At 73.5% G+C, this 19,585-nt stretch carries 18 protein-coding genes; 10 read left to right on the top strand and 8 right to left on the bottom strand.

What is annotated here, in order from left to right:
* Positions 1-4 precede the first annotated feature (4 nt).
* The gene (locus ACH4T9_RS09055) at positions 5-907 is read right to left on the bottom strand and encodes a Gfo/Idh/MocA family protein (RefSeq protein ID WP_396670727.1); all 903 of its coding nucleotides are present in this window, start codon (positions 905-907) and stop codon (positions 5-7) included.
* A gap of 298 nt (positions 908-1,205) precedes the next feature.
* On the opposite strand from ACH4T9_RS09055, the gene ACH4T9_RS09050 reads away from it, so the two are divergent.
* Both ACH4T9_RS09050 and ACH4T9_RS09045 read left to right on the top strand, forming a co-directional pair.
* Positions 1,206-1,601, top strand: coding sequence for a hypothetical protein (locus tag ACH4T9_RS09050; protein WP_396670728.1), 396 nt, complete (start codon positions 1,206-1,208; stop codon positions 1,599-1,601).
* Positions 1,594-2,004 (top strand): hypothetical protein, encoded by a 411-nt coding sequence (locus ACH4T9_RS09045; RefSeq protein WP_396670100.1) that lies wholly within the window; start codon positions 1,594-1,596, stop codon positions 2,002-2,004. Before ACH4T9_RS09050 ends, ACH4T9_RS09045 begins: the two co-directional genes overlap by 8 nt.
* 113 nt (positions 2,005-2,117) lie before the next feature.
* Here the strand turns inward: ACH4T9_RS09045 and fabG are convergent, their stop codons facing one another.
* Positions 2,118-2,876, bottom strand: a complete 759-nt coding sequence (gene fabG / locus ACH4T9_RS09040; RefSeq protein WP_396670101.1) for a 3-oxoacyl-ACP reductase FabG — start codon at positions 2,874-2,876, stop codon at positions 2,118-2,120.
* Between the two features lie 53 nt (positions 2,877-2,929).
* Positions 2,930-4,582 carry an alpha-amylase family protein gene (locus ACH4T9_RS09035; protein WP_396670102.1) on the bottom strand — a complete coding sequence of 551 codons (1,653 nt, stop codon included), beginning with the start codon at positions 4,580-4,582 and terminating at the stop codon, positions 2,930-2,932.
* A 211-nt stretch (positions 4,583-4,793) separates the two neighbouring features.
* On the opposite strand from ACH4T9_RS09035, the gene ACH4T9_RS09030 reads away from it, so the two are divergent.
* Positions 4,794-5,465 carry a DedA family protein gene (locus tag ACH4T9_RS09030; protein WP_396670103.1) on the top strand — a complete coding sequence of 224 codons (672 nt, stop codon included), beginning with the start codon at positions 4,794-4,796 and terminating at the stop codon, positions 5,463-5,465.
* Positions 5,466-5,518: 53 nt separating this feature from the next.
* Here ACH4T9_RS09030 and ACH4T9_RS09025 read toward each other — a convergent pair whose 3' ends face one another.
* From ACH4T9_RS09025 to ACH4T9_RS09010, 4 genes are all read right to left on the bottom strand, one after another.
* Positions 5,519-7,078 carry a cellulose binding domain-containing protein gene (locus ACH4T9_RS09025; protein ID WP_396670104.1) on the bottom strand — a complete coding sequence of 520 codons (1,560 nt, stop codon included), beginning with the start codon at positions 7,076-7,078 and terminating at the stop codon, positions 5,519-5,521.
* Positions 7,079-7,197: 119 nt separating this feature from the next.
* Entirely contained in the window at positions 7,198-8,601 is a 1,404-nt protein-coding gene (locus ACH4T9_RS09020) for a chitinase (protein ID WP_396670105.1), read from the bottom strand.
* A 134-nt stretch (positions 8,602-8,735) separates the two neighbouring features.
* Positions 8,736-9,479, bottom strand: a complete 744-nt coding sequence (locus tag ACH4T9_RS09015) for a YidC/Oxa1 family membrane protein insertase (RefSeq protein WP_396670106.1) — start codon at positions 9,477-9,479, stop codon at positions 8,736-8,738.
* A 166-nt stretch (positions 9,480-9,645) separates the two neighbouring features.
* Positions 9,646-9,945 (bottom strand): DUF6412 domain-containing protein, encoded by a 300-nt coding sequence (locus tag ACH4T9_RS09010; RefSeq protein WP_396670107.1) that lies wholly within the window; start codon positions 9,943-9,945, stop codon positions 9,646-9,648.
* Between the two features lie 200 nt (positions 9,946-10,145).
* Here ACH4T9_RS09010 and ACH4T9_RS09005 point away from each other — a divergent pair, with 200 nt between their 5' ends.
* From ACH4T9_RS09005 to ACH4T9_RS08990, 4 genes are all read left to right on the top strand, one after another.
* On the top strand, positions 10,146-11,294 hold the full coding sequence (locus ACH4T9_RS09005) for a glutamate--cysteine ligase (protein ID WP_396670108.1): 1,149 nt from the start codon (positions 10,146-10,148) through the stop codon (positions 11,292-11,294).
* Between the two features lie 96 nt (positions 11,295-11,390).
* Positions 11,391-12,770, top strand: a complete 1,380-nt coding sequence (locus tag ACH4T9_RS09000) for an FAD-dependent oxidoreductase (RefSeq protein ID WP_396670109.1) — start codon at positions 11,391-11,393, stop codon at positions 12,768-12,770.
* A gap of 84 nt (positions 12,771-12,854) precedes the next feature.
* Positions 12,855-14,276, top strand: a complete 1,422-nt coding sequence (locus ACH4T9_RS08995; RefSeq protein WP_396670110.1) for a WGR domain-containing protein — start codon at positions 12,855-12,857, stop codon at positions 14,274-14,276.
* A 77-nt stretch (positions 14,277-14,353) separates the two neighbouring features.
* A complete protein-coding gene (locus ACH4T9_RS08990; RefSeq protein WP_396670111.1) occupies positions 14,354-15,235 on the top strand; it encodes an aminoglycoside phosphotransferase family protein in 882 nt (293 codons plus the stop codon).
* An 18-nt stretch (positions 15,236-15,253) separates the two neighbouring features.
* Here the strand turns inward: ACH4T9_RS08990 and ACH4T9_RS08985 are convergent, their stop codons facing one another.
* On the bottom strand, positions 15,254-16,060 hold the full coding sequence (locus ACH4T9_RS08985; protein WP_396670112.1) for an Fpg/Nei family DNA glycosylase: 807 nt from the start codon (positions 16,058-16,060) through the stop codon (positions 15,254-15,256).
* Between the two features lie 285 nt (positions 16,061-16,345).
* On the opposite strand from ACH4T9_RS08985, the gene ACH4T9_RS08980 reads away from it, so the two are divergent.
* The 3 genes from ACH4T9_RS08980 to rocD all read left to right on the top strand — a co-directional run bounded on the left by ACH4T9_RS08980 (position 16,346) and on the right by rocD (position 19,564).
* Complete coding sequence (locus ACH4T9_RS08980) at positions 16,346-17,197, top strand: thrombospondin (RefSeq protein WP_396670113.1); 852 nt, start codon at positions 16,346-16,348, stop codon at positions 17,195-17,197.
* Positions 17,198-17,534: 337 nt separating this feature from the next.
* Entirely contained in the window at positions 17,535-18,350 is an 816-nt protein-coding gene (ddaH, locus tag ACH4T9_RS08975; protein ID WP_396670729.1) for a dimethylargininase, read from the top strand.
* Entirely contained in the window at positions 18,350-19,564 is a 1,215-nt protein-coding gene (gene rocD / locus ACH4T9_RS08970; RefSeq protein WP_396670730.1) for an ornithine--oxo-acid transaminase, read from the top strand. Before ddaH ends, rocD begins: the two co-directional genes overlap by 1 nt.
* Positions 19,565-19,585: the final 21 nt, after the last annotated feature.

Genomic DNA, 19,585 nt, shown 5'->3' with positions numbered 1-19,585 from the left:
CGTCTCAGCCCGGGAGGGCGACGGTGCGGCCCTCGGCACGGGCGGTCTCGGCGGCGTCGAGGACGGCCACCACCTCCCGGCCGAACCGGACGTCGCAACGGTGGTCCCGGGCACCGGAGTCGATCTCCTCGGCGAGCTGGTCGATCGCGGTGGAGAGCGCGGTCAGGGCGTTGCCGTCCCCGGGCGGGACCTCCAGCACGCCGTTCTCCCCGAAGAAGACGAAGTCGCGGGTGGCGGCCTCGGGCGGCGCGTCGAGGGTGAGCGACACCGTGCTGGTCGCCCCGCCGTCGTGGGTGAGCAGCAGGTGGACCAGGCCGCTCGGGCCGTCGATGGCCGTGACCCGGGTCACCCGGCCGAGCACCGGCAGGATGATCGACAGGGCGTGCGGGCCGATGTCCCACAGCGCGCCCCGGTCCCGCCGCCACTGCGACACGCCGTACGGGTTGCCGGGCTGGAAGATGGACGTGAACATCGTCGCCCGGGCGTGCTGCCAGCCGCCGGCCGCCGCGGTCGAGGCGAGGAAGCCGGTCACGTTCGGGTGGAACCGCTGGGTGAAGAACACCACGGAGGCGACGCCGGCCTGCCCGGCCGCGGCGACCACCCGGTCGGCGTCGGCGAGGGTGAGCGCCAGTGGCTTGTCCAGCAGCAGGTGCCGGCCGGCCGTGGCGGCTCGGACGGCGATGTCGGCCTGCACGTCCGGGGGCAGCGCCACGGCGACCGCGTCGCAGGCGTCGATCAGCGCGTCGACCTCGGTGAAGACGGGCACCCCGTGCCGCCGCGCCAGCTCCGCCGCCTTGTCGGGGTTGCGGCCCCAGACCCCGGCCAACTCGGCGCGGGGGTGCGCGCCGATCGCCGCCGCATGCGTCTCCGCGGCCCAGTGGCCGGTGCCGAACAAGCCGAACCGCAGCACGTGTACTCCCGGTGTCGTCGCCGGCCACGGCGGTCCCGTGGCCGTGATCCACGCTAGTCGCCCGGCCGATCCGACGCAGCCGGCGGGGCCGGGCCGGACCAGGTCAGGCCCACGGACCGGGACGGTCGGACCCACCGGACCGGACCCGGCCAGACCACCGGACCGGACCCGGCCAGACCACCGGACCGGACCCGGCCAGACCGACGGCGGGCGTGGCGACGGACCGGACCGGGGTGAGTACTACGCCGGTTAGTAGGCTGTCCCGGTGACCGAGACTCCGACTCCGGTGCCGTCGATGACCAGCATGGCCGCGGCCGGCTCGCCGGTGGACGGGATCCTCGCGACGGCGACGATCGTGCTGTCCCTCGTACTCGCGGTGTGGGCGCTGGTGGCGGCGATGCGCAACCGGTCGCCGGACCGGGTGCAGTTCGCCGGCCTGGCTGTGCTGGAACTGGGCCTGCTCGCGCTGACGGTGGCGGCGCTGGTCGCGCTCGGCGGAGGCGAGCGGCCGGGCGAGCCCGGCGCGTTCTTCGGCTACCTGGTGACGCTGATCTTCCTGCCGCCGCTGGCCTGGGTGCTGGCCCGGATGGAGCCGACCCGGTGGGGGTCGGCGATCATCTGCGCGATCTGCCTGGTGACCCCGGTCGTGGCGGTCCGGCTCCAACAGACCTGGGAGGCGCTCGGTGGTTGAGACGGAGACACCCCGGCTGGCCACCAACTCCGGGCCGGGCCGGTTGCTGATCGCCGTGTACCTGCTGTTCGCCATCGCCGCGACCTCCCGGGCGGGGCTGCAGATCGCCACGAAGCTCGACGAGGCGCCGGTGGCGTACCTGCTCTCGGCGCTGGCCGCGCTGATCTACATCGTGGCCGCGGTGGGGCTGGCCCGCGCCGGCCACGCCGGCCGGCGGGTGGCGCTGGCCTGCTGCTCGGTGGAGCTGGTCGGGGTGCTCGGCGTCGGCGTGCTCAGCCTGGCCGACCCCGCGCTGTTCCCCGACGAGACGGTCTGGTCGGGGTTCGGCAGCGGCTACGGCTACATCCCGCTGGTACTCCCGGTGCTCGGCCTGCTCTGGCTCTGGCGCACCCGCCCCCACTGACCCCCCACCCACCCCACCCACCCCCGCGCACTTTCACGGAAAGAGTGGGCATGGGACGCGAAATGGCCACTCTTTCCGTGAAAGAGCGGCCATTTCGTGGGGTGGTGGTGGGGTCAGGACTTCGGGCCGCCCGCGACGTAGATGACCTGGCCGGAGACGAAGGATGCGCCCTCGCTGGCCAGGAACGAGATGGTGTGGGCCACGTCCTCCGGGCGGCCCACCCGGCGTACCGGGATCTCCGACTCGGTGTGCTTCTGGAGCGCCTCGAAGTCCACCTTCATCCGGGCGGCGGTCGCGGCGGTCATGTCGGTGACGATGAACCCGGGGGCGACCGCGTTGACGGTGATCCCGAACGGGCCCAGCTCGATGGCGAGGGTCTTGGTGAAGCCCTGCATGCCCGCCTTCGCGGCCGCGTAGTTGGCCTGGCCCCGGTTGCCCAGCGCCGAGGTGCTGGACAGGTTGACGATCCGGCCCCACCTCCGCTCGACCATGTGCTTCTGGGCGGCCTGGCTGAACAGGAACGCGCCGCGCAGGTGCACGCCCAGGACGGTGTCCCAGTCGGCGTCGGTCATCTTGAACAGCAGGTTGTCCCGGAGCACCCCGGCGTTGTTGACCAGCACGGTCGGCGCGCCCAACTCGGTGGCGACCCGCTCGACGGCCGCCTCGACCTGGTCCCGGACGGAGACGTCCGCGCCGACGCCGAGGGCCCGTCCGCCGGCCGCGACGATCGTGTCCACGGTGTCCTTGGTGGCCGACTCCTCGATGTCGACCACGGCGACGGCCAGGCCGTCGGCGGCCAGCCGGCGGGCGGTGGCCGCCCCGATCCCCCGCGCGGCCCCGGTGACGATCGCGACCCGTTGCTCCTCGGACATGCCTACCTCCCGGTAACTTACGGCGACCATCGGAGCCTAGCCCAACCCCGGGGTCAGTAGGCGGCCCCACGACAGAGGCGGATCCAGCGGTAGCCGTACCCGGCGAGCTTGAGCGAGTCGAGCTTGCCCACCTCGCCGTAGTTGCGGTCGGCGAGGACATCTGTCGGCAGGTCCGCCTCGGCGGCGAGCGTGCCGAGGTCGACCTCGACGTCGTCGGTGCCGAGGTTGTGCAGGAAGACCATCGTCCCGGTCGGGCCGTCGGCGCGGTGGGCGAGCACCCCGTGCGGCGTCGGCACGTCGATGTGGGTGGTCGAGCCGGAGCCGATCTCCGGCGCCTCGCGCAGCGTCCGGATCATCCGCTCGAACCAGGACAGCAGCGACTTGTGGTCGCCGCGCTGGGCGGTGACGTTGACCTTCTCGTACGAGAAGTCACCCTTGTCGATCACCGGGCGGACCAGCTTCTCCGGCTCGGCCGTGGAGAAGCCGGCGTTCGGCTTGTACGACCACTGCATCGGGGTACGGATCGCCTCCCGGCCGGGCAGCGAGAGGTCCTCGCCCATCCCGATCTCCTCGCCGTAGCGCAGCACCGGCGTGCCACGCAGCGAGAACTGGAGCGCGTACGCCAGCTCGACGCGCCGCCGGTCGTTGCCGAGCATCGGGGCGAGCCTGCGGCGGATGCCCCGGTCGTAGATCCGCATGTCCTCGTCGGGCCCGAACTCGGCGTACACCTGGTTGCGCTGCTCGGTGGTGAGCCGGGACAGGTCGATCTCGTCGTGGTTGCGCAGGAAGGTGGCCCACTGCCCGCCGGTGGGCAGGATCGGGGTGTCCCGCAGCGCCTCGATCACCGGCTCCGGGTCCTGGCGGGCCAGGGCGAGCACGAGCCGGCCGTTGAGCATGAAGTCGAAGAGCATGTGGATGCGGTTGCCGGAGCCGCTGCCGTCGCCGAAGAAGGTGGGGAGCTGGTCGGGCTCCACGTTGGCCTCGGCGAGCAGGACGGCGTCGCCGCGCCGCCACTGGACGTGCTGGCGCAGCTCGGTGAGGTACTCGAAGTCCTTCGGCGAGTTCGGGTTCCCCGGCTCGGTCAGCTCGATGATGAACGGCACCGCGTCCATCCGGAACCCGGAGACGCCGAGCTGGAGCCAGAACGAGACGATCTTCTTGACCTCGGCGCGGACCTCGGGGTTGTTGAAGTTCAGGTCGGGTTGGTACTTGTAGAACCGGTGATAGTACCAGGCCTTGGCGGTCCGGTCGTAGCTCCACGTCTCCTTCTGCTCGCCCGGGAAGACCATGCCCTGGTGCCGGTCGTCCGGCTCGTGGTCGGACCAGACGAACCAGTCCCGGTACGGCGAGTCGGGCGAGGACCGGGCGGACTGGAACCACGGGTGCTCGTCCGAGGTGTGGTTGACCACCAGGTCGATGATCACCCGGATGCCCCGGTTCTGCGCCTGGTGCAGCAGCTCGGCAAAGTCGCCGAGGGTGCCGAAGCGGGGGTCCACGTTGTAGAAGTCGGTGACGTCGTAGCCGTCGTCCTTGTTCGGCGACGGGTGGATCGGGTGCAGCCACAGGCAGGTCACCCCCAGCCGGGCCAGGTAGTCGAGCCGGCCGATGAGGCCACGGATGTCGCCGACCCCGTCACCGTCGGAGTCCGCGTACGTGTCGATGTCGAGGCAGTAGACGACCGCCTCGGAATACCACCTGTCACCCATGCCGACGTACCTTCTCCGATTCCGGCTCCCGGCAAACGCGAACGGATTCCGGCTCCCGACGAACGCGGACGCCGCCCACGGCGAGGCTGGTCCGCGTCGGTGGCCCGGTCGGCGGGTCGGCGGGTCGGCGGGCCCGGTCACCGGCAGGTGTGATCGCCTCCGAACTGGGTATCACCTTCCGATCCCCCCGGCGGCCCGCGGAAGGACAACCATGGCCCTCGCCCAGAACGTCGATCCGTCGCAGTTCACCGGGCTGACCGGGTGGGTGGCCAGCGTGATCGACTCGCTCGGCGCGGTCGGGGTGGCCGCGCTGGTCGCCCTGGAGAGCATCATCCCGCCGATCCCGAGCGAGATCGTGCTGGCCATGGCGGGCTACCTCGCGGCCGAGGGCCGGTTCAACCTCGTCCTCATCGTGGTCGCCGCGACGGTCGGCTCGGTGGTCGGCGCGCTGGTGCTCTACTGGCTCGGCGCGGCCGTCGGCGAGGACCGGCTCAAGCGGTGGCTGGACCACATCCCACTGGTCGACCGGGACGACCTGGAGAAGGCCGACCGGTGGTTCGAGCGGCACGGCCGGTGGGCCGTGCTGATCGGCCGGGTGGTGCCGGTGGTGCGCAGCCTGGTCTCCATCCCCGCCGGGGCGAACCGGATGCCGCTGGTCGAGTTCGTCCTGCTGACCACGCTGGGCAGCGGGCTGTGGAACGCGCTGATCGTCGGCGCCGGCTTCGCGCTCGGGTCGCGCTGGGAGGAAGTGGACCAGTACAGCAGCTGGTTCAACTACGCGATCTTCGCCGTCTTCGGCGTGATGATCCTGAGCTGGGTGGTGAAGAAGGTGCGCCGCCGCCGCGCGCGGCGCGACCGGCAGTCCATGACCACCGGTCGCTGACCGCACGCCCGCCCGGCCGTGCCGGGGCGGTACTGCTGCGTCGGCGGTGCTGCTCAGTTGTACTGGGCGGTGATGCTGGTGAACTCCCAGGTGTTCTGGGCGATGCCGGAGCAGTGGGCCACCACTCCCCCGCCGGCGCACGGCCGGTCGCGGTTGACGGCCCAGAAGGTGAACCGGGACAGGCTGCGGGCCTTCGCCCAGTCGCGGATCTGCGTCCAGGTCGCCGGGGAGGTCAGCTCCTGCTGGTCGGACAGGCCGTTCATGCCGGAGATGCCCATGTGCGTGTACGCGGCGGCGTCGGACCAGCCGAAGGCGGTCTTCAGCGCGTTCTTCAGTCCTTCGGCCGCGTTGACGGTGCTCTGGTACATGTTCGCGCCGCCGGCGAAGTCGAACGGCATGATCGTGAACGTGTCGATGTTCGCCCCGAGCGCCGCGGCCTGGTTGATCAGCCGAATGCCGTAGTACGACGGCCCGGTGGTCGTGGTGCCGAAGGTGATGATCGTCTTGATCCCGGGGTTGTTCTGCTTGACGATCTTCAGCGCGCCGAGGATCCGGTCCTGCACCACCTCGTTCTCGAACTCGTCGCTGTTCTCGATGTCGATGTCGATCGCCTTGAGCCCGTACGCGTTGATCACCTGCTGGTACGCCGCCGCCAGCGCGCTGGCCGACGAACAGTTCGGGCCGAGCTTGTTGCCACTCCACCCGCCGAAGGACGGGATGACGTCGCCCCCGGCGGCCCGGATCGCGGCGATGGTGTTGGCGTGCGCGCCGCCGGTGAGCGGGCCGCTGCCGTCCCAGGCCGGGGTGCAGCCGCCACCGGAGAGGACGAACGCGATGGTGAACCACTTGATCCCGGTCGCACCCATCACCGTCGAGGGCGCGGGCGGGTCGCCCCAGCCCGGGTAGAGGTACGGCGCGGCGGCCATCGGGGCGTTCCCGCCGCTGCAGCCGGTGGTGGTGGCGGAGACGGCCGGCGACTTCGCCGACTCGCCCGAGGAGTTGTACGCCGCCACGGTGTAGCTGTGCGCGGAGCAGGTGGCGAGCCCGGACACCGTCGTCGAGGTGCCGGTGACGGTGGCCTTCACGGTGCCGCCCTCGTACACCCGGTATCCGGTGACCGTGCCGGAGACGGCGTTCCAGGCCAGCGAGACCGAGGCGGCCGTGGTGCCGGTGACCCGCAGCCCGCCCGGGGTGGCCGGGCCGCCGGGGTTGCCGCCGCCGGTGCAGGAGCCGCCGTTGACGGTGCAGTTGGTCGGGTCGCCGGTGCCGGCGACGACGAACCCGAACGACGTGCTGGCGCCCGGGGCGAGGGCGCCGTTCCAGGACTTGTTGACGGCGGTCACGTGCTGGCCGGCGGTGGTCATCGTGGCGTCCCAGAAGGTGCCGAGCGAGCTGCCTGCGGGCAGGTCGAACTGGACGTCCCAGGAGCCGATGCTGGCCGAGGTGTTGTTGGTGACGGTGAACTTCGCCTCGTACCCGCTGCTCCAGCTCGAGGTGCGGACGAAGGCGGCGGTGGCCGCCGACGCCGCCGGCGGGGCCACGAGGGTGGCCGCGACGACGGCGGCGGCGAGCGCGGCGGCGAACGTCGCCGCGCGGGGGGACCGGAGTTTCACGTGGCCTCCAGGGACCGGTGGTGGGGGTTTCCGCCCGAGGGGGGTGGGCGGGACCGCCGGCCCGCGCGGGGCGGGCCGGCGGTGGTGCGGGAGCTGTGGTGCGGGGTGGTGCGGGCGGGTCAGGGCAGGGTGGACAGGTGCGGCTTGACGGTGCGGGCGAAGCCGTTGCCGTTGCTGACGTCCCAGTTGACCGACCAGGTCATCGCGCCCCGGATGCCCGGGTAGGTGCGCGGCGGGCGGAAGCTGCCGCAGTTGGTGCCCTTGGCCAGGCAGTCGAGGGCGGCGTTGACCACGCTCGGGGCGACGACGCCGCCACCGGCCGCGCCGGGGCCGGCGGGCAGGCCGAGCCCGACCTGGTCGGGGCGCAGCCCGGCCTCCAACTGGATGCAGGCGAGCGCGACGATGAAGTTCACCGTGCCCTGGCCGTACGCGGCGTTCTGGTCGCAGCCGAGCATCGCCCCGGAGTTGTAGAACTGGGTGTTGACCACGGTGAGGATGTCCCGGATGTCCAGGGCGAGCTTGAAGTAGCCGCCGGCCGGGTTCTGCATGTCGATGGTCTGCGGTGCCATCGCGATGATCAGGCCGGTCCCGACCTTGGCCCGCAGGGCGCGTAGCGCCTGGGCCATGTACGTCGGGTTGAGCCCGTTCTCCAGGTCGATGTCGACGCCGTCGAAGCCGTACCGCTGGATGAGGGCGTACGTGGTGTCGGCGAAGGCGGTGGCCGAGGCCGCGCTGTTGACCGCGACCCGTCCGGTCTCGCCGCCGACGGAGAGGATGACCTTCTTGCCGCGCGAGTGCAGCGTCCGCACGTCGGCGGTGAAGTCGGCGTCGGTGTAGCCGCCGAGGGAGGCGGACAGGCCGGGATCGACGGCGAAGGTGACCGCCCCGGGCGTGTTGGTGGCCTCGGCGAAGGCGACCGCGACCAGGTCGTACTCGGCCGGGACGTCGCGCAACCGCAGCTCGACCGCCGGGTTGTCGAAGTTGTGCCAGTAGCCGGTGAGAATGTGCTTCGGCAGGTTGCCGGTGGGCGGGGCGGTGGTCGGGGGCGGGGTCGTCGGGGGCGGCGTGGTCGGGGGCGGGGTGGTCGGCGGCGGGGTGGTCGGCGGCGGGGTGGTCGGGGTGGGGCCGCCGCCGCAGGGGGCGCCGTTGAGCTGGCAGTTGGTCGGGCTGCCGGAGCCGGTGGCGAGGAAGCCGAACGACGTCGACGCGCCGGGGGCGATGCCGCCGTTCCAGGAGCGGTTGGTGAAGGTGTACCGCTGGCCGGAGGTGGTCAGCAGGGCGTCCCAGTAGCTGCCGACGGTGGTGCCGGCCGGTAGGTCGAAGGTGACGGTCCACGCGGAGATGGCGGTGGCACCGCCGTTGGTGATCGTGTACTTGCCCTCCCAGCCGGACCCCCAGTCGGAGGTCTTCACGAAGTTCGCGGTGGCCCCGGCGGCGAACGCCGGCAGTGCCACCCAGGCCGCCCCGACGGTCGCGGCCAGCGCCGTCACCAGGGCCATGACAAGGGATCGGGAACGCTTCATGCAACCCTCCACGCCCGGACGGGCATTCATACTGATCGACGTTGGCGCTTATTATTAGGACTATTAACTGTTTCTGTCCAGAGGGAGATGCGGCGTCGACCGGACCCCGTCGACCGCCGAGGTCCGATCGACGGTCAACGAACCTCGACGGGTGCCGCCCGGGGGCGGCGTAACACCGCCTGCTCCGCCGCCGTCCACGCCGTCGTGGTGACCAGGTAGAGCACCGCCGCCAACGGCACCACCAACGCAACCAGCACGGTCAGGTACGGCAGCAGCGGGACCAGCCGGCCCAGGGTGGCCGCCCCCGGCCCCTCGGTCGGCGTACCGGCCACGGTGACCCCGGCAGCCGCCGCGCGTCGCGCCCGGCGCGACGACCACCAGGCCAGCGCCACCAGCGCCGCCAACAACGCCCCGAACAGCAGGCCGGCCGCGCCGGTCAGGCCGTCGGAGAGGTGCCAGCCCAGCGGCACCCCGGCCAGCCGCTCGTCGAGCAGGCCGGTGCCGCCCTCGTCCGTGCTGAACAACCGGTACATGATCAGGAAGAACGGGGCCTGGAGCAGGGCCGGCAGGCAGCCGGCGACCGGGCTCGCCCCGGCCGACCGGTAGAGCCCCAACAGCTCGCTCTGCAACCGGGCCGGGTCGTCGGCGTACCGACGTTGCAGGTCGCGGACCTGCGGGGCGAGGACCGCGCGGCGCCGCTCCCCGCGAACCTGGGCCAGGGTGAGCGGCGAGACCAGCAGGCGGACGGCGACGGTGAACAGAACTATGGCGACGGCCGTGGCGGCCCCGCCGGTCAGCGGGTGCAGCGTGTCGGCGAGCCAGGTGACGGCGGTGGCGGCGGTGCCGACCGCGCCGTGCAGCGGTGCGAAGGCGAGCATGGGTGACCCCTCGGTCCGGTTCCGGATGTCCCGACCGGCCCGGAAACGGGCGCGCGGCGGGACGGACGACGGCGGAGGCGACCTGATGGCGGGGGCGACGCCGACGGGGTATGCCCGTCCGTCACCCCGGGGCCGACGCCGACGGAAGCCGGCGCGGCCCGGGAAGCTACCCGGCCGCGGGGGCCAGTCCGGGCGCGCGGGGTCGGGGACGGCCGGCGGCGTCCGGGTCGACCTGCCGGGGAACGCCCCGACGCCGGGCGCGTTCCCGCAGGCCGACGCCGTGCCCGGCGGCCCTGGCCGGCGGGCCGGCCGCCATCGGGAGCCGCCCGGCGAGCACCACGGCGAGCAGCACGGCGGCGGCCACGGCCGCCCCGGCCAGCAGCTCGGCCGGGCGGTCCGCGAGCACGATCAGGTGGGTGAGCGCGTACGCCCACATCCCCGTCACCGTCAGCAGCAACCCGCCCACGCGACCACCCTAGGCCCCACCGTCCACCCCGAAGGGCGGAACGTTCCTCCCCGCAACGCGGGGCCTCGGCAACGGGGATGCGGAACGCGAGCGGCGTGCCGGCGGGCGACACGCGGGCGGCGGAGTTTCCCCGCACCGACACTGCGGGTATTGGCCGGTCACGTCGCGGCACAGCGCCGCGGCCGGCACGGAAACGGACGGTGAGGACGATGAGCGGTTCAGTGGTGCAGCGGGAACCGAACGTGGCCCCGGGCGGCACCGACCTGCTCACCGTCGGTGTCGAGGAGGAGTTCCTGCTCGTCGACCCGCACACCGGCGCCGCCGTGCCGGCCGTCGACCTGGTGATGGAGCAGGTGCCGGCCGAGCTGCGCGGCCAGGTCGAGCGCGAGTTCCAGACGAGCCAGATCGAGATCGGCAGCCCGCCGGGACTGGAGCTGTCGTCGATCCGGCACTCCCTGGGGGTGCTGCGCCGGGCGCTGTCCGAGGCGGCCGAGCGGGCCGGCGTACGGGTGCTGGCCATCGGCACCGGCCCGGTCGACGGGCCGGTCCCGCCGGTGGTCGACAAGCCCCGCTTCGACCGGATGATCGAGCGGTTCCGGCTGCTGGTGCCCGGCCCCGGCAACAACGGCATGCACGTGCACGTCGGGGTGCCGGACCCCGAGACCGGCGTGCAGGTGCTCAACCACGTCCGGCCCTGGCTGCCGATCCTGCACGCCGCGACGGTCAATTCCCCGTTCTCGGCCGGCGTGGACACCGGCTACGCGAGCTGGCGATCTGTGGAGTGGGAGCGGTGGCCGTCGGTGGCGCCGACGCCGTACCTGGAGTCGCACGAGCACTACGAGCGGCTGATCCGGCAGCTCATCGCCAGCGGCGTGATGCTCGACGAGGGGATGCTCTACTGGTACGCCCGGCTGTCGGCCAAGTACCCGACGGTGGAGCTCCGCATCGGCGACGTCTGCCCGTCGGTGGACGATGCCGTGCTGATCGCCGCCCTGGTCCGGGCCCTGGTGGCCAGCGCGATGACCGACGTCGCCGAGGGCCGGCCGCCGGTGCGCACCGACCACCACCTGCTGGTCGCCGCGCACTGGCGGGCCGCCCACGACGGGCTGGAGGGCGACGGGGTGGACCTGACCGACGGCGAGCTGCGCCCGGCGTGGGAGCTGCTGGACCGGCTCGTCGAGCGGCTCCGCCCCGAGTTGGAGCGGCACGGCGACCTGGCCGAGGTGACCGACCTGCTCGGTGGGCTGCGCCGGCACGGCACCGGGGCGGCCCGGCAGCGGGCGGTCTTCTCCCGCACCGGAAACCTGGTCGACGTGGTGCGGGACGTGGCCCGCCAGACCCGTGGCTGAGCGCCCGACCGCACGGGCGGTCGGGCGCGGCGGGGTCGGGTGGGCGGCGCGGCGGGACGGGCTCCGCGGGGGGCGTGGCGTGACAGGATGGTCGACGTGGCGCAACGGTTGATCGTCATCGGCGGGGACGCCGCCGGCATGGCGGCGGCCTCCCAGGCACGGCGTCGCCGCGACCGGTCGGACCTGGAGATCGTGGCCTTCGAGCGGGGGCACCACACCTCGTACTCGGCGTGCGGCATCCCGTACTGGATCAGCGGGCTGGTCACGGAGCGGGACCAGCTCGTCGCCCGCGCCCCGGCCACCTTCCGCGACGAGTTCGACATCGACGTCCGGCTGCGACACGAGGTCACCGCGATCGACCTGGACCGCCGGGAGGTGGTCGCCCGTGATCTCGACCGCGGCGGCGAGGTCCGCGAGCGGTTCGACGACCTGATGTACGCCGCCGGAGCGGAGCCGACGACACCCGGCTGGGCCGACACGGACATGGGCGGCGTCTTCGGCGTGCAGACCCTCGACGACGCCGGGGCCCTGCGCGACTGGCTGGACGGCGACCCGACGCCCCGGCGGGCGGTGGTGGTCGGCGGCGGCTACATCGGGGTGGAGATGGCCGAGGCGCTGGTCCAGCGCGGGCTGTCGGTCACCCTGGTCGAGAAGGCCGACCAGCCGATGGCGACCGTCGACCCGGACATGGCCGCTCTCGTCGCGACGGCCATGCGCGGCATCGGCATCGACATCCGTACCGGCGTGGGGGTCACCGGGCTCGACCAGCGCGACGGCCGGGTGTCCGCGGTGGTCACCGACGACGGGCCGCTGCCGGCCGATGTCGTGGTCCTGGGCCTGGGGGTACGCCCCAACACCGCCCTCGCCGAGGCCGCCGGCCTGCCGGTCGGCCCCTCCGGTGGGATCCGGGTGGACCGGCGGATGCGGGTGGTCGGGGCGCCGGGGGTGTGGGCGGCCGGCGACTGCGTGGAGAGCCTGCACCTGGTCAGCGGCCTGCCGGTGCACGTCCCGCTCGGCACCCACGCCAACAAGCAGGGCCGGGTCGCCGGAATCAACCTCGGTGGCGGATACGCGACCTTCCCCGGGGTGATCGGCACGGCCGTGACGAAGGTCTGCGAGCTGGAGGTGGGGCGCACCGGCCTTCGCGAGCGGGACGCCACGGCCAGCGGCTTCGAGTTCGTCTCGGTGGTGGCCGAGTCGACGAACCGGGCCGGGTACTACCCGGGGGCGCGGCCGATGACGGTGAAGCTGATCGCCGAGCGCCCCAGCGGGCGGCTGCTCGGCGCGCAGATCGTCGGCTGGTCGGAGGCCGCCAAGCGGATCGACACCCTGGCCGTGGCACTGTGGAACGGCATGACGGTGGACGAGATGACCGCCCTCGACCTCGGCTACGCCCCGCCGTACGCTCCGGTCTGGGACCCGGTGCTGATCGCGGCCCGCAAGGCCGTCGACGCCCTCGACCGCAGCCGGGGATAGCCCGAATCTGTCGGGGGGAGCGGTTAGCGTGGGCGCGCTGTCGCGGTGCCGGGTCCGGCGCTCTTCCCCCCGAAAGGCGATCCCATGTCGCAGGAGACGACCTACCTCGAACTGTCCGAATCGGACGGTGCGGCGCACAAGTTCTACGAGGTGGTGGTGGACGACACCGCGCTGACCGTGCGCTACGGCCGGATCGGCGACCAGGGCCAGGTGAAGACCACGGCCTACCCGGACAACGGCCGCGCCCGCGCCGCCGCCGCGAAGAAGATCGGCGAAAAGGTCCGCAAGGGGTACGCCCCGGCGGTGCCCGGCGCCCGCCAGAAGCGGTCGGTCTCCCGCCGTGCGATCGTCAGCACCCGCTCGACCGCCCGTACCGCCCCGGTGCTGTGGCGGTACGCCTCGGGCGCGCCCGCGTTCGGCATCTTCGTCGACGGGCGGCACTGCATGGTCGGCAACGAGCACGGGGTGATCACCACCCTCGACCACGACGCCCGGCTGCTCAACCAGGTCCGGCTCCCCGACGGGGTGAAGTGCATCGTCGCCGACGACGCCTGGATCTACGCGGGCTGCGACGACGGCAACGTCTACGACCTCTCCGGCAAGGTGCCCCGGGCGGCGTACGCGATCGCCCCGGACATCGACATCTACTGGCTGGACATCCACGACGGGTTGCTGGGCGTCTCCGACGCCGGCGGCGGGATCGCCGCGATCGACCACGAGGACGAGTTCCTCTGGCGGCGGCCGGGGCGCGGCCGGGGCGGGTGGATGGTCCGCTGCGACGCCGACGCGCTCTACCAGGGCCACTCCCAGGGGGTGACCGGCTACGACTGGCGCACCGGGCGGGAGCTGTGGCACACCCGCACCGGGTCGGTGCTCTTCGGCTGGCAGGAGCGCGACGCCGTCTTCGCCGGCACCGGCACCCGCGAGGTGGTGCGGCTGCGCAAGGACGGGCGCGCCGAGCAGACGTACCGCTGCGACGCCGCGGTCTTCTCCTGCGCCACCGCCGAGGACGGCCGGTACGTCTTCGCCGGCGACAACCAGTCCTCGATCTACTGCTTCGACGCGGCCGGCAACCGGCTGTGGAAGCTCGGCACCGGCTGCGGCTCGGCGTACTCCATGCAGTACCACGACCAGCGGCTCTACGTGGTCACCACTTCGGGCTATCTGGCCTGCGTCGACGCGAGCGAGCCGGCGATCCGGGCCGCCGAGGCGGGCAGCGTGCCGGAGGTGGTGGACGTCAAGGCCCCGGCCCGGCTGCCCGAGCCGGCGGCCTGGACCACGGTGGAGGTCGCCACCGAGGAGCGGGGCGGCGTGGTGGTGCAGTGCGTCGACGAGGGCGGCCGGCTGCGCGTCCACGTCCTCTCCGACGGCTACCACCGCGACTGGTCGGTGCAGTTCCCCAAGGGCATCCGCGAGGCGGGGGCGCGCTACCTGATCACCGAGGTCCGCCCGGCGGGCCGGGGCGGCTTCTACCGGGCGTACGGCGACATCCGCCGGCTGCGCTGAGCGGGGTCTTCCCGCTCCAGGCGGCGGCCGGCAATAACCGGTGGTGCCGACCGACCGGCCTGGCCGAGGATGGGCCGATGGGCGTGCGGCTGGAAATCCCCGAAGGGCTGCGCTGGGCCGAACGCGAACCGGCCGGCCGGGCCTGGCTCGCGGCGCTGCCGGACCGGGTGGCGGAGTGCGTCGACGGGTGGGGGCTGCGGCTGTCCGGCCCGCCGTTCCCGTCCGCGTTCGCCTCGCTGGCGTTGCCGGCCGAGCTGCCCGACGGCACCCGGGCGGTGCTCAAGATCCAGTACCCGGACGCCGACAGCGAGCACGAGGCCACCGCGCTGTCGCGCTGGGCGGGCGACGGGGCGGTCCGGCTGCTCGGGCACGACCCGGGCCGGCGGGCGCTGCTGGTGGAGCGCTGCGACCCGGGCACGCCGCTGCACGCCGTGGCGCCGGACGAGGCGCTGGACGTGGTCGCCGGGCTGCTGCCCCGGCTCTGGCGGCCGGCCGGCGCGCCGTTCACCCCGCTGGCCGAGGAGGCGGCGGGCTGGATCGAGCAGATGCCGGCGGACTGGGAACGGGCCGGCCGGCCGTACGAGCGGCGGCTGCTGGACGCCGCGCTCGGCCGGCTCGCCGAGCTGGTCGGCACGCAGGGCGAGCAGGTGTTGGTGAACCAGGACCTGCACGCCGGCAACGTGCTGCGGTCCACCCGGGAACCGTGGCTGGTGATCGACCCGAAGCCGCTGGCCGGCGAGCGCGAGTTCGGGGCGGTGGCGATCGTCCGAGGGCCGGAGCTCGGCCACTCCCCGGCGGCGGTGCGGCACCGGCTGGGCCGGCTCGCCGCCGAGCTGGGCCTGGACGCCGAGCGGGTCCGGGGCTGGGCGATCGGGCACACCCTGGCCTGGAGCGTCGCCGGGGACGCGGTGTTCGGCCACCAGATCGAGACGGCCCGCTGGCTCGCGGGACCGGGCTGACTCGCGGACCTGGGCCGGTCAGCGCTGGCAGGTGGGGCACCAGTAGAGGTTGCGGCCGGCCAGGGTGCCCCGGCGCACCTCGTCGCCGCAGACGTGGCAGGGCTGGCCGGGGCGCCGGTAGACGTACACCTCGCCGCCGTGCCGGTCCACCCGGGGCGCCCGGCCGGTGGCCTCCGGCAGGTGGACGTCCCGGACGGTGTCGATCCGGCCCACCTCGACGGCCCGGGTCATCAGGTCCACCAGGTCCGCCCACAGCTCCCGCCAGAGCGTCGGGGTCAGCGCCCGGCCGGGCAGCAGCGGCGGCAGGCCGGCCCGGAACAGCGCCTCGGTGACGAAGATCAACCCCGTGCCGGCCACCACCGACTGGTCGAGCAGCAGCGCCGCGAGCGGGGTCGGGCTGCGGGAGATCCGGGCGTACGCGCGGGACGGGTCGGCGTCGGCGCGCAGCGGGTCGGGGCCGAGCCGGTGGCGCAGCGCCGCCACCTCGGGCGGGGTGAGCAGCTCGCAGGCGGTGGGGCCGCGCAGGTCCAGCCAGTACGCGTCGCTGGTCAGTCGCAGCCGCACCTGACCGACGGGCGGCGGCGGCTCGCCCGGCCCGTCGGCGAACCTGCCGTACAGGCCGAGGTGCACGTGCAGGGTCAACTCGTGCGCGTAGTGGTGCAGCAGGTGCTTGCCGTACGCCTCGGTGTCGTCCAGGACGGTGCCGGACAGCCGGGCCGCGCCCTCGGCGAAGCGGCCCTGCGGGCTGGCGGCCTGCACCTTGTCGCCGGCGAACAACTCGGCGTGCCGGGCGGCGAGGCGGTGAATGGTGTGTCCCTCTGGCACGCCCGCAACGGTAGCTCCCCACCCGCCGGGCGCGCTGACGACCACCGCCTCCACCCACCGAACCATCCGCCGCCTCCGACCGCCGGGCGGCCGATCCGTTGTCGACATCAGCTCCACAGGACGCACGGCGGCACCCGCCGACTGGGCGGCGTGGGCGTCGAGGGCGGGCCGGTCCCCACCGGCGACGGGGTGTCGGCGGCTCGGCGGTTGGGTACCTCGGGGGCGTACCGCGTGGCTGCCGCTGGCGCTTCCCAGGCCTCCACGCACTGACCAGGAGGTGATGAGGTGAAGATTCCTTCGCTGTTGTCGCGCCGGAGCGAGCCGGCGACGACGACTTCCGACAGCAACGGCGACGGCCACGTCGACGGGTTCGAGCGGGCCGTCGCGACGGACACCGGCAGCCGCCTCGCCGGGCCGCCGGTGCTCACCGACCGCGGCGACGAGCAGGCGACGTACCGCAGCGGCACGACCGCCAGCGACGGCGAGCGGGCCTCGGACGCGGAGCGACAGGCCGCGGAGCGGGGAGCCCGCGCCCGCGCCGCGACCGCCCGCGCGGCCACCGCCCGCACCCCGGACGGCGAGGCCAAGCGGCCGACCACCGGCCCGTCCACCGCGACGGCCGCCCCCACCACGACCGGCTCCCCCACGAAGGAGCCGGACCTCGACCTCGACCGGGACCGCACCGCCGAACGACCGCTGCCGGCCGACCCCACGGTCGGGCAGCCCGCGGGCCGGGACCACACCGCCGCGCGGCCGGCACCGGTGGACCGCACCGACGGCGAGACCCGGCCGGAGCCGGTCGCGGTCGGGCCGAAGCCGCGCGCGAGCCTGCTCGCCACCCTCGGCCTGATCGTCGGCGTCGCCGGGGCGCTCGCCGTGCTAACCGGGACCCTCGCCGGGTACGGCATCGCGGTCGGCGTGCTCGGCGGGGTGCTGTCCGTGTTCGGCCTGCTCGCCACCCGGCGCCGGCACATCGCCGGCAAGACCGACGCCCTGCTCGGCATGGCCTTCGGCATCGCCGCCGTGGTCCTCGGCGTGCTGGCGATGACCGGCCAGTTCGACTGGCCGACCACGGACGGCGACTGGGTGCAACGGCTCCGTGAGTGGCTCGACTCACAGTTTGTCGACCGGTTCTGACGGGCAGTTTGAACTCCGCCGGCGGTTCGCCGGCCCAGCCCGACCAGTCTGGTGGTTCACCAGCCGGGCACATCCTCTTTCGGGGGGCGGCGGTTCGCCGCCCCCCGAAGCACGTCCGGCCTCGACCCGCCCACGGCCGGGGCGAGTGCTGACCGAGGAGTGAGTCTGCGCAACGAATCGTCGGGCGGGTCCTGCTATACGCAATGATCAGTCGGTCGACGCAAGCTCCACCGGTGGATGTCGTTGCCGCCGGCCGCATACCGTTGGGCCACGGCGCCAGCCCCGTGGGCCGAAGGTGGCCGGGGCGCGCCCGACCCCTGGGAGCAGGACAATGACGATGGACGCCACCAGCCAGCGCTTGCTGATGTGCCGGCCGACGTACTTCGCCGTCGACTACGCGATCAACCCGTGGATGGACCCCACCGCGCCGGTCGACGCCGACCTGGCGATCCGGCAGTGGGAGGAGCTGCGCGGGATCTACCGCGAGCTGGGCCACACGGTCGAGGAGATCACCCCGCTGCCCGGCCTGCCCGACATGGTCTTCGCCGCCAACGGCGGCACCGTGATCGACGGCCGGGCGATGGCCGTGCAGTTCCGCGACCCACAGCGCGCCGACGAGGCCCCCGCCTACCGGGCCTGGTTCGAGGCCGCCGGCTTCGAGATGTACGACCCGAAGCACGTCAACGAGGGCGAGGGCGACGTCCTGCTGGCCGGCGACGTGCTACTGGCCGGCACCGGGTTCCGCACCGCGCACGCCTCGCACGCCCAGCTGCAGGAGGTGTTCGGCTACCCCGTGGTCACCATGCAGCTCGTCGACCCGCGCTTCTACCACCTGGACACCGCGCTCACGGTGCTGGACGAGCGCACCGTGGCGTACCTGCCGGAGGCGTTCTCGCCCGGCAGCCAGGCCGCGCTGCGCCGGCTCTTCCCGGACGCGGTCCACGCCACCATGGCCGACGCCGAGGTGCTGGGCCTGAACGCGGTCGGCGACGGGCGGCACGTGGTGCTGCCCGCGCAGGCCACCGACCTGGCCGCGAAGCTGCGCGACCGGGGCTACGAGACCATCGGTGTCGACCTGTCCGAGCTGCGCAAGGCCGGCGGTGGACCGAAGTGCTGCACGTTGCGGCTCCGTCAGGGAAAGGCGAGCAATTGATCGTGGATGACAGGCTGCGGACGCCGGGCGCGGTCCGGGACGCGGAGCGCTTCACCGCGCACAACTACCACCCCCTGCCGGTGGTGATCACCTCCGCCGAGGGGGTTTGGCTCACCGACGTGGACGACCGGCGCTACCTGGACTGCCTCGCCGGCTACTCGGCCCTCAACTTCGGCCACCGGCACCCCCGGCTCATCGCCGCCGCGCACGCGCAGCTCGACAAGCTGACCCTGACCAGCAGGGCGTTCGTCCACGACCAGTTCGCCGACTTCTGCCGCGAGCTGGCCGAGCTGTGCGGCAAGGACCTGGTGCTGCCGATGAACACCGGCGCCGAGGCGGTGGAGACCGGGATCAAGGTGGCCCGAAAGTGGGGCTACCAGGTCAAGGGCGTGCCGGCCGGGCAGGCGAACATCGTGGTGGCCGAGGGGAACTTCCACGGCCGCACCACCACCATCGTCAGCTTCTCCACCGACTCCGACGCGCGCGCGGACTTCGGGCCGTACACCCCGGGCTTCACGGTCGTCCCGTACGGCGACCTGGACGCGCTGGCCGCCGCCGTCGACGAGAACACCGTCGCCGTGCTGCTGGAGCCGATCCAGGGCGAGCAGGGCGTGGTGGTGCCGCCGGAGGGCTACCTGCCGGGCGTGCGCCGGGTCTGCACCGAGCGCAACGTGCTCTTCGTCGCCGACGAGATCCAGTCCGGCCTGGGCCGGACGGGCACCACCTTCGCCTGCGAGCACGAGGGCGTGGTGCCCGACATGTACCTGCTGGGCAAGGCGCTCGGCGGCGGCATCGTGCCGGTCTCCGCGGTCGCCGCGAACGCCGACGTGCTGGGGGTGCTGAAGCCGGGCCAGCACGGCTCCACCTTCGGCGGCAACCCGCTGGCCTGCGCCGTCGCCACCGAGGTGGTCCGGCTGCTGGCCACCGGCGAGTTCCAACGCCGCTCGGCGGAGCTGGGCGAGCGGCTGCACGCCGGCCTCCAGTCGCTGGTCGGCAAGGGGCTGGTCGCCGTCCGGGGCCGGGGCCTGTGGGCCGGCCTGGACATCGACCCGACGCTGATGACCGGCCGGCAGGCCTGCGAGCGGCTGATGGAACGGGGCGTGCTGGCCAAGGACACCCACGGCTCGACGCTCCGGCTGGCCCCGCCGCTGGTGATCACCGCCGAGGAGATCGACCACGCCGTGGCCCAGCTCGCCGCCGTGCTGGCCGGCTGATCCTCTCGTACGACAGCGGCG

The sequence above is a fragment of the Micromonospora sp. NPDC020750 genome (genome assembly GCF_044334565.1).
Lineage (GTDB): Bacteria > Actinomycetota > Actinomycetes > Mycobacteriales > Micromonosporaceae > Micromonospora.
The sequence above is the reverse complement of the archived record's forward strand: the minus strand, read 5'-3'. Positions and strand labels throughout refer to the sequence as shown.